Below are 15675 nucleotides of genomic sequence, written 5' to 3'. Positions count from 1 at the left end.
TCTCACTCGACTTGCTGCTACTGATCGTCTTGTCATTACAAAGTACCAGGGTTCCCCTTTCAATTCAGAAGGGGGAACCCGGTACTCATGAAACTTTCACGGCAATACTTTTCGGTTTTGCCCGGTCGCTTTTCGGTAAATGGACGTGCAACACCCCTTCTTTGAATTCCGCCGACACTTTCTCGGGATCAGCATCTTCGGGGATGGTAAAACTCCGTGAAAAATTTCCATAGGCTCGCTCGATCCGGTGGTACTTTTTATCCTTCTCTTCCTTCTCATCCTTTCGTTCACCGGAAATGACCAACACATCGTTTTGTACACTGATTTTAATTTCATCCTTTTTGACCTCCGGAAGCTCGGCCTTGACCACATATTCTTTGGTGTCTTCTGTAATATCTAACAGATGAGCCCATTCGGCAACGCGCAACGCTTCTTGACGTTCCCCTTCTTTTCTGACCGGAGCCCGGCCAAACAAGGTTGAAAGCCGACCCTCTAACTCATCCATTTTTCGAAACGGATCCCAACGTGTGATGGCACTCATCTCGTAACCTCCTTTTTTACCCAGGGGAAAACATATGGATCATACCTCAACCTGATAGACAGCAATGGGTATGCCAACAGTTTAAAAAGAAAGGCAACGGAATTTGAGGGAAAAGCTTTTAAAAACTACGTCGTTCTCCAGCCTTCGTGGCAAAGCGCCTCATTCAAGGCGACCGGGTCTGTAGCAGATGTCATCAACAGGAAAAGGAATCCGTCCTCCTGCTCGTGAAAGCTTACCGGACAATCAATACCGGGCATGGGGTCTGGTGTAATACGGAATGCGAAACGCTCCCCATCAAAAACCGGGAGAACCCTCCCCGGCCATGCATGCCCATCATGATCAGGTCGGATTGGGAGGCGTGGCGTTGTTCGAGGATGGCAAAGGCGGGATCGCCAATCCCGACATGCGCTTGACAGGCGAAGTTCATCCGGGTGAGCCGGTCAGTGATGGCTTTCATGCGTTCCTGGGCCTCTTCTATGGCTTGAGCTTCCAGTCGGTCCGATTGTCCTACTGTGGTTGGCCATGACAATTGGGGTTGTGGCCAGACGGCAAAGACCTCGACCTCAACCGGTTGTCGAAAAGGTTGGAGAGCTAAAAACTGTAACGCCGCCTCTGCGTCTTCTTGACCCTCAATGGGGAGAAGAATCTTTTTTAACTGACTCATGGGGGTTTTGACGATCATGGTTGAACACGGCGCATGCATCAGGACCCGATGAGACACACTCCCGAGAACCAGTTCTTTGACTGGGCCAAGACCCCTGGCTCCCAACACGATCAGGTTGGATTGTGCGGATCGTGCCGTTTCCACAATCACGTCGACCGGATGTCCAATTTGATGGATCCGCTGCACATTGGAGAAATCGGCAGGCAGGTGTTTCTGCGCCTCATCGAGAATTTCCTCCCCTTCTTTTCGCAATTGTTCTTTGATTTCTTCCTGGGCCTCGGTTCTGAGATCCGGCGTAATCATCGGGTAGTTGAAATCGGGAAGGTTGAGAGCATGAACCAGCGTCAATTCTTCCGGAGGCGCAAAATGTGCAAGAGTGTGAACAGAAGAGGTTGAACAGGATGAACCATCAACTGGAACCACAATTCTCATGGGATCTCCCTTTTCCATGTTGTTCTCCGTGCCCTATCTTAGTAGAGAGACAGCAAGAGGAATGCCACCGTGATACCACGTAATCTTCATAGAGGTGTGCTTTTCTCTGATTTTCTCGTGTGTAGTCTGATACCAGGAGAAGGGATCGCGGTGATGAACGACTACGGGAATGGGCTCTCCCTGGTACTGACAACGTATTTTTAGGGTAGTAGGGAGTGGGGCATCGCTGATGGACTGGTGTGGCAACGTAGCATGGCTTTGGTTGGATCAGGTGACGCAAATTGCTACAGTTGGGATATTTCTGATTGGTGAAAAAGGCTACAGATGTTAAATGTTTATAGTCGCCTCTCGTCGATAATCCGGGAAGGGATGGGGGAGCCATTGAAGGGAAATGTATCTTAACCAGGGTGGGCTGAGGCTGTTATTTTTGATAAATCGTGGTCTCTGGGTTACTGAGTTAAACAAGGAATATGGCAATGATCAACGATTCTCCAGCTGTCCTAGTTGTCGATGATGAACCCGAAATGCGGCAATTACTGCGGGATATTCTCGAGGAAGAGCACTATCGAGTTATGGTGGCTTCAGATGGTCACGACGCGCTTAACCGGATGGAAATGGAGAAGTTTCCCGTGGTCGTCACGGATTTACGCATGAAAGGCATGGACGGGCTGGGATTGTTGGATCATGTCCTTCGAAAGCATCCGGAGTCTAATCTCATCATGATGACGGCATTTGGCACCGTTGAGTCGGCCGTTGATGCGATGAAGCAAGGTGCGTTCGACTATCTCACCAAACCCATCAAGAGCAATGAATTATCGGTGACGGTGGCGAAAGCCATGCGAGAGGCGCTTCTTCGCCAGGAGGTCAAGCAATTACGGCAACAGGTCAGCCGGGAATTTGCGTTTGGCCAGATTCTCGGGAAAAGTAAACCGATGAAAGACATTTTCGATCTGATCCGGCGGGTGGCCGATTCACAGACGAATATTTTAATTTCGGGAGAAAGCGGGACGGGAAAAGAACTCGTAGCCAAAGCCATTCATTTTAATAGTCAACGTAAGTCTGCTCCCTTTGTTCCGGTGAATTGTGCGGCGATTCCCGAGCTGTTGTTGGAAAGCGAGCTATTTGGTCATGTGCGTGGCGCATTTACGGATGCCAAGTCGGATAAACCCGGTTTGTTTGAAGAGGCTCACGATGGCACATTGTTTTTGGATGAAATCAGTGAAATGCCCATGATGCTTCAGGCCAAGTTACTTCGGGCCGTGCAAGAACGGGAAATCCGCCGGGTAGGGGCGACTCGCTCCATGTCGATCAATGTCCGGTTGGTGGTTGCCACGAACGTGCAATTGGCTGAAGAGGTCAAGGCCAAGCGGTTTCGGGAGGATTTGTATTATCGTTTGAATGTGATTGAACTGCACTTGCCTGCCCTTCGTGATCGCAAAGAGGATCTCCCGATTCTGGTTCAGGGATTACTGCAAAAAAGTGTGACTGCGCAGCAAAAACACATTGAAAGTGTCGAAGAACCGGCCATGGCCCGGCTGATGGATTATCAGTGGCCGGGTAATGTGAGAGAGTTAGAAAATATCCTCGAGCGTGCGGCGACCCTGACGCAAGGGAAAAAGATTTGTCTGGATGATCTTCCCTCCAACATTCGGAACATCCAAGGAGATGGACAACTTATCGGTGATGCCGCGGAGCGGCTCCTCCCCCTGGAGCAGTTGGAAAAGGCTTACATCCGGCGTGTGCTGGAAAAAATGGGTGGGAATAAATATCAAACGGCCCATGTACTCGGCATTGATCGAAAGACGTTATATCGCAAGTTGGCTGAAATGGAGGAAGTGGTATGAAGGCACCAAGAGTGAGAATCCTAGAGCTGCTGCATCATGGAGCCAGCCGAGTGCTCCCTCTTTCTCCGGGTTTAGCCTTGCGAGAGATGTTTCATTTGTCCCTGTCTCATTCATTCGTTGAATCTTAGTCTCCTGATTGTCAGAATCACCCTCCCGGGCAATCGATGAGTCACGAGCCACGACCCCCAGACCTTCATCAGGAAGTTCATGCACTCCGGCAGGAATTGGCCGAACTACGGGCCGTCCAGGCGATGCATCAGGAAGCCAGGGACGGGTTGGAGGCGATTGAGCAGCAACTGGCAGGCATCATCCATTCGGCCATGGATGCCATTATTATCATCAATGACGATCATCGGATTGTCATCTTTAATGCGGCTGCTGAGGAAATTTTTCAGTGTTCGGCTCAAGAGGCACTGGGAAATACCCTTGACCAATTTATTCCGGTCCCTCTCCGGTCCGCCCATCGTGAACACATCCGCCGATTTGCCGAAACTGGTGCAACTTCCCGACGGATGGGGGCCAACATGGAAATTTCCGGCCTGCGAGGGAATGGTGAGACCTTTCCTTTGGAAGCCTCCATTTCTCAAACCGAACGAGGGGGGAAGCGATGGTTGACGGTGATTCTTCGGGATATTTCCCAGCGAAAGCAACATGAAGAACGGTTGTCTTACCTGGGGAGAATTCTTGAGGAGTCAGTCAATGAGATTTATGTGTTTGATGCCACGACTCTGCGATTTACTCAAGTCAACAAAGGCGCGAGGGAAAATATCGGATACACCATGGAAGAATTGAGCGTGATGACACCGCTGGACTTGAAACCGGATCTTCCGAACAATCAGTTTCGGGAGTTGTTAGCACTTCTTCAGACGGGCCAACGGGAACAAGTGAATTTCCGGACATCTCATCGGAGAAAAGATCGAACGACGTATCCGGTTGAAGTCCATCTTCAATATTTACAGGAGGAGGGTCGTCGGGTCTTCCTCGCGATTATCATGGATATGACGGAACGGGTGGCAACGGAGCGGGAATTACAGGAGGCCCTAAGAACCTTATCCACCCTCCTCACCAACCTCCCCGGCATGGTGTATCGGGGTTATCTTGATCAGGAGTGGACCATGGAATTTATCAGTCCAAGTTGTCAAACCCTGACTGGGTATCCACCTGAGCAATTTATCAATAGTCAAGAGGTGTCGTATGGTCGGGATGTGATGCTTCAAGAGGATCGTGAGCGAGTGTGGCAGGCGGTGCAGACGGCCGTGAAAGACCGCATGCCGTTTCAACTCAGTTATCGAATCCGAACGGCGGATGGGGCCGTTAAATGGGTGTGGGAGCAAGGTTGTGGGGTTTTTTCTGAAAACGGGGTCGTGGAAAGAATTGAAGGCTATGTGGTGGATATTACCCAACAACGTGCGTTGGAGGATCAACTGCGAAAAACGGAACGATTGGCCGAGTTGGGCACGTTGGCATCGGGAATGGCTCATGAAATCGGCACACCGATGAATGTGATATTGGGGAGAGCGGAATTGTTAATGCGTAAAGCGCCGGATGAGCGCACCAAAAGGGGATTGGAAACCATTGTCACCCAGGTGGAACGCATTACCAAAATTATGAATCAATTATTAAGCTTTGCCCGGAAACGTCCGGCTGTACGGCAGGGTGTCAACCTAGAGGCCGTGATGATCGATGTGCTGGATGTGCTGCAGGAAAGGTTGGACACACAACATATTCAGGTGATGAAAACAGTTGCTCCTCAACTGCCAAAGGTATTGGCGGATCCTGATCACATGAACCAGGTGTTTTTAAATCTTATTTTGAATGCCTGTCAGGCGATGTCTGATGGAGGGACTCTGAGCCTGACCCTCCATCCAACCGATGACACCGTGGAACTCGATGTGCAAGATACCGGGAGTGGGATTCCTCAGGAGCAACTCTCAAAAATTTTTGATCCGTTTTTTTCCACCAAGGCCGTGGGGGAGGGGACCGGTTTAGGGCTCACCGTGGTTCATGGCATTCTCCAGGAACATCAAGGTGCCATCCGTGTGACGAGTGTGCCGGGCCACGGGACAACCTTTATCGTTTCCCTGCCCATTTATTCTGAACAAGTCAGGCGTGAGGCGTAAGCAGAACAGGAGTTGAAGAGTGATTTGCTGAATGCTTCTTTTTTTCTTTTCTTCTGATCCCTGACTCCACTCCTTAAGATCCCCCTTCAAGATTTCCATCACCGTTGTTCGTGTCCTTCCGGTTCGATGTGGACGACCACGTCCTCCAGCGATTCAAAATGATCAATGAGATGCTCTTCAATCCGGTTGGCGAGCGTATGGGCTTTTTCGACGGATAGGGTTGGATCAACGTGAACCGAGAGATCCATGAAGACATGATGGTTCAGCCCGCGAGTTCTGATATCGTGACAATGCAGGACGCCGGCCATCGACATGACAGCTGTGTGAACTTCCCCAGGGTCCAATCGAACGGCATCTGTTAGAGAAGACAGGACGTCTTTGAGCACGATGAAAGCTGTCCAGGCGATCACGCCGGCAATCAGGACCGCCACCAGAGGATCAACGAAGGCATACCCGGCTTTCACAGCCAAGAGCCCTGCCAGGACAGAACATGATGTCAGGACATCACTCGCCGTGTGATAGGAGTCGGCTGTGAGAATGTCGCTTTTGAGTTCGGTGCCTTTCCGCCGTTCCCATCGGGTCACGAAAATATTGACTCCCATGGTTCCGATCATGATGAAAAAACTGATCCCGGTCACCTGAGGGTGCACATCAAAGGTCCATGACTGATAGGCTTTCCACAGGAGATAGAGACAGGTCATGACCAGAAAACCGCCAATGCTTCCGGCTGCCAGGGTTTCAAATTTTTTATGACCATAGGGATGATTGGCATCGGGAGGAGGGGCGGTCAGCCAGAGCCCGATCAAACCAATCACATTCGAGAGGCCGTCGAAGGCTGAGTGAAGGCCATCAGCCTGCATGCCCAATGAATGCGTTACTACGCCATAGCCCCACTTTGCCCCGGCGACAGCCAGGTTCAATATGAGGATCCACCACAGAATCCGGCGAATTTCTCGAAGTCGGCTCATGTTTGATGTAACAAAATTTAGATGAAGTCGGCCTGAGTCTTCATTCGTATGCGCGTGCTTTCATTTACCCCGCTGGGCCGAAGAGCGTTCCGACTCCGGCGGTCAGTCCCATGGCCAGTGCACCCCAAAATGTGACGCGCAAAGAGCCCGTCATGACCGAGGCCCCGCCCGCGTGAGCGGCTAACCCTCCTAACCCCGCGAGAAACATCAGAGAGGTTCCCGTAACCACGGGAATCAAACTGGCTTCGGGGACCATGGTCGCGGTCACAAGCGGTAAGGCGGCTCCGATGGCAAAGCTTCCGGCAGATGCCAGGGCCGCCTGAATCGGACGCGCACTGAGGTTTTCGGAAATGCCCAATTCGTCGCGTGCATGCGCCCCGATGGCGTCATGGGCCATGAGTTGTGTGGCGACCTGCTTTGCGAGTGCTGGATCGAGACCTCTCCCAACATAGAGAGCGGCAAGTTCCTTGTGCTCACCTGAAGGGTCCGAGAGGAGTTCCGTATGCTCAAGAGCAAGGTCAGCCTCTTCGGTATCTGCCTGTGATTGGACGGATACATACTCACCGGCAGCCATCGACATGGCTCCTGCGACCAGCCCGGCTACTCCTGCGATCAAAACATCGCCGTGAGTGGCATTTGCCGACGAAACGCCGAGGAGCAGGCTGGCTGTGGACACGATCCCGTCGTTGGCGCCCAAAACCGCTGCCCGGAGCCATCCGATGCGATCAGTCCGATGGCGTTCTCTATGTCGTATATGCACGTGTGCTGTTTCCGTTATCCGCAGGCGCTCACGGCTGAAAGGTTTCTTTTGAAAAGTTAATCATCGCGGCGAATGAAAAGCTGAAAATCTATCTCTGCTCCTTTACTCTTGAGCTTCAGATCTTACTGGATCATACAAAATATAGGGTTCTACGCTCCACAGCGCTCATCATTCTGAACAGATGAATCCTGATGGGGTCCATAAAGGTTTAAGGATGACAAGAAGACCAGATGGGAAATACCCGCAACAGAATTGTCATGCTGAACCCCTTCGACTCCGCTCAAAGCAGGGGCGCGAAGCATTCGGCTGAGCCATGGCCTGGTTGGGCTGGGCCCAGATCCCGCATTTCTCTCAGGATGAAAGGCAGAGGCACGGAGTCTTCCAGAGCTTGTCCTGAGCGTGACGTCAAAGGGCTCGAGCCATAATTTCCGTATAATTTTCTTACTTCACCAAACGTTTTCGGATTGACTGCAATTCTTTCTGGCGCGCCTTGGTGATGGTCGGGTAATTCATGTTGAGACTCTTCAATGTTTCGACCATCACATTCGAAATGATGAGTCTGGCGTTCTTTTTGTCATCGGCAGGCACGATATACCAGGGAGCGGTCTCTGTGCTTGTGGCACTCAAACAGGCGGCATAGGCCTGCATATACTCTTTCCAATACTTTCGTTCCTTTATATCGGCCAGGCTGAATTTCCAGTTCTTTTCCGGTTCATCAATCCGTTGAAGGAACCGCTTTCGCTGCTCTTCCTCTGAAAGATGAAGGAAAAATTTTATGACTCGCGTGCCATTGCGATAGAGATGGCTCTCCAGGTCGATGATGGAGCGATACCGGTCTTGCCAAAGATTCTTTTCGTCAAGCAATTCGTCCGGCAGCCCCTGGCTCAACAGAATCTCCGGATGCACTCGCACGATGAGAACCTCCTCGTAATAGGAACGATTGAAAATACCGATGCGTCCGCGTTCGGGCAGAGACTGGGTGGTGCGCCATAGAAAATCATGGTCCAATTCCTCAGCGCTGGGATGTTTGAAGCTGAACACCTGGCACCCTTGTGGATTCACTCCTGACATGACATGCCGGATAGCGCCGTCCTTGCCTGCGGCGTCCATAGCCTGAAATATAAGCAACAACGCATAACGGTTCGACGCATAGAGGAGTCGCTGCAGGTCGCTGAGCTCTTCAATATGTTTCTTGAGAATCTGCCTGTACTGTTTTTTCGAGGTATAGATATTCTTTACCCTGGTTGGCTTTTTGCTGAGATCGACCGTTGTGCCTTCAGCTATGCGAAACCCTTTGGTCTGAATGTTCATGATTGTTCTTCCTTCATAGTGCGATGTGTGAGGTACCTGAATGGCCTTCCCTGGCGGCTGGTTTGTCGACCAGCGCCTCAAAGCCTGAGATGACATCAAAAAGTTCTTCGTCGATGCCACGTTGGCGCAACTGGTGGAAGTGCCGATTGAGGTCTTCCATCAATTCGTCGATGTTTTTCTCGGCGCGTTGCATGGCGGTCAGTCGGCTGGCGTTTTCGCTGGCCAGAGATTCTGCGCATGCCCGAAAGAGGGAGATAAAGAGATACTCATGAATGAGCGCCCGTAGCGTTGCTGCACCACTGCCGATGACCTCCGGCAAATTGCCCGTGGGCCACGGGAGTATGGCCAACTCGCTTCGCCAGGTTTCGTCCAGTGGCAGCAGGCGCTGATTGACCGGCGCATAGACCGCTCTCGACGTGGGGCGATTGTAAAAGAGGTGGAGTTCGTGGATCTTTCCCCGGCTATGAACTGCTTCGCTTTCCAGGAGAATCTTTCCGACAAGCGGGGGAATGGCCTTGACGGAATTCGGAACGGGAAAGAATCCTGCTGATGACAGACCTGTATCTGCCAGGCGCGACTGCACGCGCTCACCAATGGCCCAAACACTGTGATGACCAGGCCGAGCGGCCAAGGTCTTGACCGCATAATCGGTGATCACCTCATTGAACTGACCGACCAGTCCCTGGTCTGAACCGAACACGACTGCGCCAATCGCACCTGTTTGTCGTGTTCTCTCCTGTTCTCCCATCAAGCCCACCGCCGGGTTTTCCCCGAAACAGATGCTTAATCCCAGTTCCACCGTCCGAGCATAGTCGGCCAAAGCACTCACCGATTGCTCATATTGTCCGATGCTCGAGGCGGCCAAAGCCTTCATCGTGCGAACAACAGATTGGAGATCCCCCGCTCCGTCAATCTGCCGACGCAGATTGACCATGCTGTCGCTCATGCCTTCTCCTTGAGTTCCGGTACGAGTTGAAATTCTTCCAGTGCTTTGCGGGCAATCCGAAGAATCGTTTCACGATCCTCGGCATTCAATTTGGTTGCGTCTTTCAATCGTTTACACACCTCCGGCGGTACGTCGAGGGACGCCTTGTGTAAAGTCTGTTCGGCCTTGGTCATCTGGTCAAGCGGCACAGGGTCGAACAATTTTTCCGTCAACGCCAATAGCAAGGCGATTTGAGCGGGCACGGATATCGGGGCGAATGCCGGCTGCTTGAGGCAGGCGCGGATTCGCCGTCCGTGCTCCATAATCTGCCGGGTGTCGTCATCCAGCCGGGCGCCGAACCTGGCGAAGGTTTCCAGTTCCTCAAACTGGGCATAGGCCAGCTTGAGATTTCCCGCGACGGCCCGGTAGGCCGCCCGTTGTGCCTTGCCTCCAACGCGGGAAACGGATCGACTGACATCGACCGCAGGAAGCACCCCTAATTCGAATAGGGAGGGTGAGAGGTAGATCTGTCCATCCGTGATAGAAATTAAATTGGTCGGAATGTAGGCGGAAATGTTTTGTGCTTCGGTTTCGATGATGGGTAGGGCAGTCAGGGAGCCGCCACCGAGTTCTTTGCGCAGATGGGTGGCGCGCTCCAGAAGCCGCGAGTGGATGTAAAAGATGTCGCCGGGAAACGCTTCCCGACCGGGTGGGCGGCGCAAGAGCAAGGATAGCTCACGATAGGCGCGGGCGTGATGCGTCAGGTCGTCATAGACTATCAGCACATCGCGACCCTGGTTCATGAAATGTTCCGCAAGACTGGTTGCGGCATAGGGCGCGATATAGGCGAGACCCGGCGGGTCGTTGCCTTCGGTCACGACGACGACGGTATACTCCATCGCGCCTTGTTCGTGGAGTGTGGAAATGACTTTGGCCACGCCGGACGCACGCTGGCCGATGGCGCAATACACGCAGACCACATTCTGGTCGCGCTGGTTGAGAATGGTATCGACCGCAATGGCAGTCTTCCCCGTCTGCCGGTCGCCGAGAATTAACTCGCGCTGGCCCCGCCCGATGGGAATAAGCGCATCGATGACCTTGATGCCGGTTTGTAACGGCACCGTGACGGGGGCACGATTCATGATGGGTGGTGCCGGACCTTCAATAGGCAGACGCTCTGTGGAAACCACAGGCCCGTAGCCATCCAGAGGCCGTCCCAATGGGTTGATGACTCGTCCGATTAATCCGTTGCCTACCGGCACGTCCATGACGTGTCCCCTTCGTTCGACTTCATCACCCGCATGCAACTGCCAGTAGTCGCCAAGGAGCACGACGCCGATTTCGTCTTCATCGACGTTGAAGGCGATGCCGTACATATCACCAGGAAATTTCAGCACCTCTTCAAACCCCACGCCTGGAAGACCGGAAACCCTGGCGATGCCGGTGGAGACGTTTGTGATTCTCCCTATCTCGTGGGCTGTTATGCCGGGCGCGAAGCTTTCGCGTGCGTGGCTCATACCAGTGAACGTTTTGTCGAAGAGACTGTGCAGGTTCTCAAATGGGTTATTCATTGGTAGGTTGTTCGGGGTGTGCTTTGGGTGTTGTTGCCGCTTTTGGACGCACTTTCAGTAGGTCGTCGACGCTTTTTTGAAGCGACGCGAGATAATACCCGATGCTCCAGGCAATCTTGTGTCCATTTGCCGTGAGTTCGATTCCGCTCACCAGGTCCGGGGCTGTCTCGAACTGGACTTGGGTGTTGATCGCGAGCACGTTCTTGACCGCACCTTCAATTGCCTGACGCTGAGTTGCAGGCAGATGGAAGGTGCTGCGTACGATTGCGGGAGTGGACGCAGCCTTGAAGGCCGACTCTAGCCCCTCTCTTTCCACACTATTGAGTTCGTGCAATCGGCGGACGAAGGCGTCGGCCATCTGTTCTTCCAGGTTCGTTGTGGCAAGGTCCGCCAATGTTTTTCGCACGATGGCAAAGACTTCTTCCCGTGCTCGTCGGCTGAGTTCTTCACTTAAACTTTGATGTTCGCTCCTTAGCGCCTCCTGCCACTGGGCGCGCAAGATGTCCAATTCCTTCCGCGCGTTCTCGAGGAGCTGTTGACGTTCAGTGGTGGCCTGGTTCACGGCGTTGGTCAGCAGTGCCGCACGCTGTTGGTCGAACTCCTCGTTTTTACGCTTGAATGTGTCGCGTTCCTGCCTGGCTTCGGCTTTTTTCGCGTCGGCGTCTGCCAGTTCAGTGGTGATCCGCTTTTCCCTGGCGTCAATCGCATTCAGGATGGGTTTGTACAGGAAGCGCTTCAACAACCAGACCAGGATGAGAAAGTTGAGTGCCTGCGCAACTACGGTGAACCAGTCGATGAGCATCGTCTTACTTTCCTGCGGCCTGGGCAAGGACATGATTCCAGAACGGGTTCGCGAAAATCAGAATCATCGAGACCACAAAAGCATAAATGGCCGTGGACTCGATCATTGCCAGGCCGACAAACAGCGTCCTGGTGATGGTGTTGGCGGAATCGGGCTGCTGGGCTAGGGAAGTTAAAGCTGCTGCAGTTGCCCTTCCTTCCCCCAGTGCTGGGCCGATGGTACCGATTCCGGTGGTGAGGCCGGCCGTGACTATTGATGCCATGGCGATTAGAGTCATGCTGTCCATAGGATCTCCTTGGGTTGCTGTGAGTTGTGTGTCAGTCCGGTGCTCCAGAATCGGGTGGAAGTTCATGCTGTCGGGTTCGTGTCGCGGCCGCAATATAGACCGTGGCCAGGATGCTGAAGATATAGGCCTGCACCATCCCGGTGAGCAGACCGAGCAGGCTCATGACGATCGGGAAGATGAAGGGCGTGATGGTCAGGAGAATGGCGAGAATCATGGCCCCGCTCATCATGTTGCCGAATAAGCGGACGGCCAGTGCCAGCGTCCGGGAGAACTCGCTGATAATGTTAAACGGGAGCATAATGACGGTTGGCATCAGGTAGGATTTGAAATAGTTGCCGACTCCTTGCTCCTCAATGCCGAAGAGCGGCACAGCCACAAACACACACAGGGCGAGGGCCACCGTGGTTGAGAGGGAGCCTGTGGGGGGCTCGTAACCGGGAATGATGGTGCAGAGACTGGCTAGCGCGATGAAGAGAAAGATCGTTCCCAGAAAACTCAGATACCTGTGCGGATGAGGCAGGCCGACTTCTTCAATTTGGTTCTGGATGGCGGTGACGACAATTTCCAGGAGATTTTGCCAGCGAGAGCGTGTCAGTCCGGTGGCCAGGCGGCGCGTAATGACTGTTGATCCAATAGCCAACAGGAGCATCAATCCCCATGTGACCATAATCGTGGCATTCAGCTTGATGAAGCCGTATTGCCAGAATATGATGTCGTCCGGACTAAGGTGCATGGCCGCCCTCCTGTGCCAGGCGGGTTGGCTTTTCGTCTGAGCGGGTGAGCCGCGTCACGATCGGACGCGCCATGGTAAATCCAACCAGGCATATTAGCAGCCTCTCCCAATGGCCGTCTGAGATCACATAGAAACCAGCCAGGGTCACGCTCGTTCGAAGGATCAGACTGCCGGAGAACCATAGAACCGGCCGCGTGGAGGTCAGGCCTTTCCGAACCGTCCACCACAGACCTCCGAAAAACATCGCTCCAAGTAACATTCCTGTGAACAGTGCGGGCCCGAGATGCAAGATTTCACTCATCGTGATTCTCCTGTTCCGCTCGTATCTCCCGGTCTTCCCTGGTCACCCAATGCCACGCATTGACACAGCCGATGATCAGGCCGATGAAGAGCAGTGTGAGCGTCCATGAATGTGGTGCGGGATAGTGTTTGTCCAGCCAGAGACCGAGTATCGCCCCAAGTAGTGTCGGAATGGCGATCGACCAGCCGATCAACCCCATCATGCCCAACCCAAACCAGATGGTCCGCGTTGTGTGACGTTGCGCCTTGAGTTTGCGCGCGGCTTTCGTTCCGACCTGTCGGGCTAAGGGCGTCTCTTCCCTGAGAGGCTTCTCTTCCGGGTCCTCAGTCATGGCGAAAATCCGCGAAGCGGCGCACAAAGCTACTTTCCAACTTGGCCATCACCGAGCGAAGGCTCTGCTCGTATTCGTCCAGAATGAGGAATTCACGTTCCACAGCCTCGCGCAATTGGTGGAGGTCGGTTCCGGCAATGGCGTTGCGCACGGAGACCATCACGTCCGGACCGCTTTTGACCAGTACCCCTTCATCAAGGGCGACGTACCTCTCTTCTTCCGTGTCGGTTTCATAGGTCAGAATCCCCGGCTCGAGGGCGGCCACGCAGTCAAGCCGTTGCGGCAAAAGACCGAATGAGCCTTCCCGGGTTTCTGCGATGATTCGCATCACCGATTTCTGCTGGGTGAAAATCCTGAACGGCAGAAGAATGTTCAGCGTCATGAAGTTCGGCGGCATGTCTGACCTCCGGTTGCGATATCGACGATGGCTTCGTCTACCGTTCGGACTTTGCATGCGGTGTCGGGTTTCCCGTTGGTGGGTTGTCCGATTCACATTTGTCTTGAACGGGAGGTTTGCCTGATCTCGCTTGTTCCTGCGCATCCTCAATCTTGCCAATCATGTACAGGGCATGTTCCGGGTAATCCTTAAACTCGTCCCGCAGGATGCGTTCACAACCGTCCAGGGCGTCCTTGCGGCTGACGAGCTGTCCTTTGAGGCCTGAGAACTGTTCTGTCGTGAAAAACGGCTGGGTGAGAAACCGCTCCAGCCGTCTGGCGCGAGCAACCACCTTGCGGTCTGCCATGGAGAGTTGTTCCAAGCCAAGCATGGCGATGATGTCCTTGAGTTCTGCATATTGTGCGAGTGTCCGCCGGACGTCTTGCGCAATGCGGTAATGCCGTTCATCAATCGTGCCCGGCGTGGCCATTTTTGAATTTGATTGCAAGGGATCGATGGCCGGGTAGAGCCCCTCACTGGCTCGTTTTCGTGAAAGCACGATGGATGCGGAAAGATGCGAGAAGGTGTGCACTGCGGCCGGGTCGGTGAAATCGTCTGCAGGCACATACACGGCTTGAATGGACGTGATAGCCCCGGAATCGGTGTTGGCGATGCGTTCCTCCAACCGGGACAATTCGGTCCCCATCGTTGGCTGATAGCCCAGACGTGATGGCATCTGTCCCATCAACCCTGAAACCTCCGAGCCGGCCTGGATGAACCGAAAAATATTATCGATCAGCAGCAGGACATCACGATGCTCGTCGTCCCGGAAATACTCCGCCATAGTCAGCGCCGCGTGGCCTACACGGAACCGGCTGCCAGGTGGTTCGTTCATCTGACCGAACACCATCACCATGTTCGGCAGCACACCGGCTTCCTTCATTTCCCGATAGAGTTCTTCTCCTTCACGGCAGCGTTCGCCGATCCCGCAAAAAATGCTGACACCCTGGTGGTGCCCGATCATATTGTGAATCATCTCGGTGAGCAAGACGGTTTTGCCCACGCCTGCTCCACCAAACAGACCGGCCTTGCCTCCGCGCTCCAGAGGCAACAGCACATCAATGATCTTGATCCCCGTCTCGAAAATCTCGGATTTGGTGGAGCGCCGGGCCAACGATGGCGGGGCTCGATGAACGGAGCGATATTGTATCTCTGTTGGTGCCGGCTCACGGTCGATGGAATTTCCAAATACGTCGAACATGCGGGAGAGAATGCCTTTACCGACCGGGGCCATCAGCGGCCCACCGGTGTCCTCCACGACCATGCCGCGCGCGAGGCCTTGTGTGGGCGTCAGTGCAATGCCGCGCACGCGATGTGTGTCAAGTTGGGCTAACACCTCAATGGCGATTCGTCCTTCCTGTCCGGTGCGCAACAAGGAGTAAATGGGCGGTAAATGGTCATCGAACCGGACATCCACCACACTTCCACGTACCGAGACGACTGTGCCGGGATTCGAGTGATTGAGGTTAGGAGCCATGAAAAGATTCTAGGGATGGTGAATGGCTTTGATTCAGGACGTTTGAATTCTGACGCGCGCCACTTTAGCGTCCAAACCACCACATCTGCCGTCCTGAAAATTTTGGAGTACGGGTTCCGGCAACGTTAACAACCAGTCAGAAAAGTACTGATGATCATCATCTTCATAAGAGA

Annotated in this window: 16 protein-coding genes; 2 read left to right on the top strand and 14 right to left on the bottom strand. The window is 53.5% G+C overall.

All coding sequences use genetic code 11. From position 1 onward, the window contains the following. Positions 1–85: 85 nt before the first annotated feature. Together LX98_RS13890 and LX98_RS13885 are read right to left on the bottom strand one after the other, a co-directional pair. Positions 86–541, bottom strand: a complete 456-nt coding sequence (locus LX98_RS13890; RefSeq protein WP_496429467.1) for an Hsp20 family protein — start codon at positions 539–541, stop codon at positions 86–88. Positions 542–773: 232 nt separating this feature from the next. Further along, complete coding sequence (locus tag LX98_RS13885; RefSeq protein ID WP_496429466.1) at positions 774–1655, bottom strand: universal stress protein; 882 nt, start codon at positions 1653–1655, stop codon at positions 774–776. A 458-nt stretch (positions 1656–2113) separates the two neighbouring features. Between LX98_RS13885 and LX98_RS13880 the strand changes: the two genes are divergently transcribed. Both LX98_RS13880 and LX98_RS13875 read left to right on the top strand, forming a co-directional pair. Next, positions 2114–3481: a sigma 54-interacting transcriptional regulator gene (locus LX98_RS13880; protein WP_496429465.1), complete on the top strand. Its 1368-nt coding sequence runs from the start codon at positions 2114–2116 to the stop codon at positions 3479–3481. A gap of 164 nt (positions 3482–3645) precedes the next feature. Continuing rightward, positions 3646–5601, top strand: coding sequence for a PAS domain S-box protein (locus tag LX98_RS13875; protein WP_496429464.1), 1956 nt, complete (start codon positions 3646–3648; stop codon positions 5599–5601). 98 nt (positions 5602–5699) lie between these two features. Here the strand turns inward: LX98_RS13875 and LX98_RS13870 are convergent, their stop codons facing one another. The 12 genes from LX98_RS13870 to atpD form a co-directional block, all read right to left on the bottom strand. Further along, entirely contained in the window at positions 5700–6569 is an 870-nt protein-coding gene (locus LX98_RS13870) for a cation diffusion facilitator family transporter (protein WP_496429463.1), read from the bottom strand. 64 nt (positions 6570–6633) lie between these two features. After that, positions 6634–7329 (bottom strand): VIT1/CCC1 transporter family protein, encoded by a 696-nt coding sequence (locus LX98_RS13865; RefSeq protein WP_496429462.1) that lies wholly within the window; start codon positions 7327–7329, stop codon positions 6634–6636. 441 nt (positions 7330–7770) lie between these two features. Continuing rightward, positions 7771–8640, bottom strand: coding sequence for an ADP-polyphosphate phosphotransferase (locus LX98_RS13860; RefSeq protein WP_496429461.1), 870 nt, complete (start codon positions 8638–8640; stop codon positions 7771–7773). Positions 8641–8653: 13 nt separating this feature from the next. Then, positions 8654–9586 (bottom strand): F0F1 ATP synthase subunit gamma, encoded by a 933-nt coding sequence (locus LX98_RS13855; RefSeq protein ID WP_496429460.1) that lies wholly within the window; start codon positions 9584–9586, stop codon positions 8654–8656. Further along, positions 9583–11136 (bottom strand): alternate F1F0 ATPase, F1 subunit alpha, encoded by a 1554-nt coding sequence (locus LX98_RS13850; protein ID WP_496429459.1) that lies wholly within the window; start codon positions 11134–11136, stop codon positions 9583–9585. The genes LX98_RS13855 and LX98_RS13850 overlap by 4 nt, the downstream gene beginning before the upstream one ends. Then, positions 11129–11938: a F0F1 ATP synthase subunit B family protein gene (locus LX98_RS13845; protein ID WP_496429458.1), complete on the bottom strand. Its 810-nt coding sequence runs from the start codon at positions 11936–11938 to the stop codon at positions 11129–11131. The genes LX98_RS13850 and LX98_RS13845 overlap by 8 nt, the downstream gene beginning before the upstream one ends. Positions 11939–11942: 4 nt before the next feature. Next, positions 11943–12224 (bottom strand): F0F1 ATP synthase subunit C, encoded by a 282-nt coding sequence (locus LX98_RS13840; RefSeq protein WP_496429457.1) that lies wholly within the window; start codon positions 12222–12224, stop codon positions 11943–11945. A gap of 31 nt (positions 12225–12255) precedes the next feature. After that, the gene (locus LX98_RS13835) at positions 12256–12957 is read right to left on the bottom strand and encodes a F0F1 ATP synthase subunit A (RefSeq protein WP_496429456.1); all 702 of its coding nucleotides are present in this window, start codon (positions 12955–12957) and stop codon (positions 12256–12258) included. Then, complete coding sequence (locus LX98_RS13830) at positions 12947–13258, bottom strand: N-ATPase subunit AtpR (protein ID WP_496429455.1); 312 nt, start codon at positions 13256–13258, stop codon at positions 12947–12949. Before LX98_RS13830 ends, LX98_RS13835 begins: the two co-directional genes overlap by 11 nt. Then, positions 13251–13589 carry an AtpZ/AtpI family protein gene (locus tag LX98_RS13825; RefSeq protein ID WP_496429454.1) on the bottom strand — a complete coding sequence of 113 codons (339 nt, stop codon included), beginning with the start codon at positions 13587–13589 and terminating at the stop codon, positions 13251–13253. Before LX98_RS13825 ends, LX98_RS13830 begins: the two co-directional genes overlap by 8 nt. Further along, positions 13582–13986, bottom strand: a complete 405-nt coding sequence (locus tag LX98_RS13820) for a F0F1 ATP synthase subunit epsilon (protein ID WP_496429453.1) — start codon at positions 13984–13986, stop codon at positions 13582–13584. The genes LX98_RS13825 and LX98_RS13820 overlap by 8 nt, the downstream gene beginning before the upstream one ends. Positions 13987–14023: 37 nt before the next feature. Further along, positions 14024–15502 (bottom strand): F0F1 ATP synthase subunit beta, encoded by a 1479-nt coding sequence (gene atpD, locus LX98_RS13815; protein WP_496429452.1) that lies wholly within the window; start codon positions 15500–15502, stop codon positions 14024–14026. Positions 15503–15675: the final 173 nt, after the last annotated feature.

It is taken from the genome of Nitrospira marina (assembly GCF_059568365.1).
This window is presented reverse-complemented; position numbering and strand designations above follow the sequence as displayed.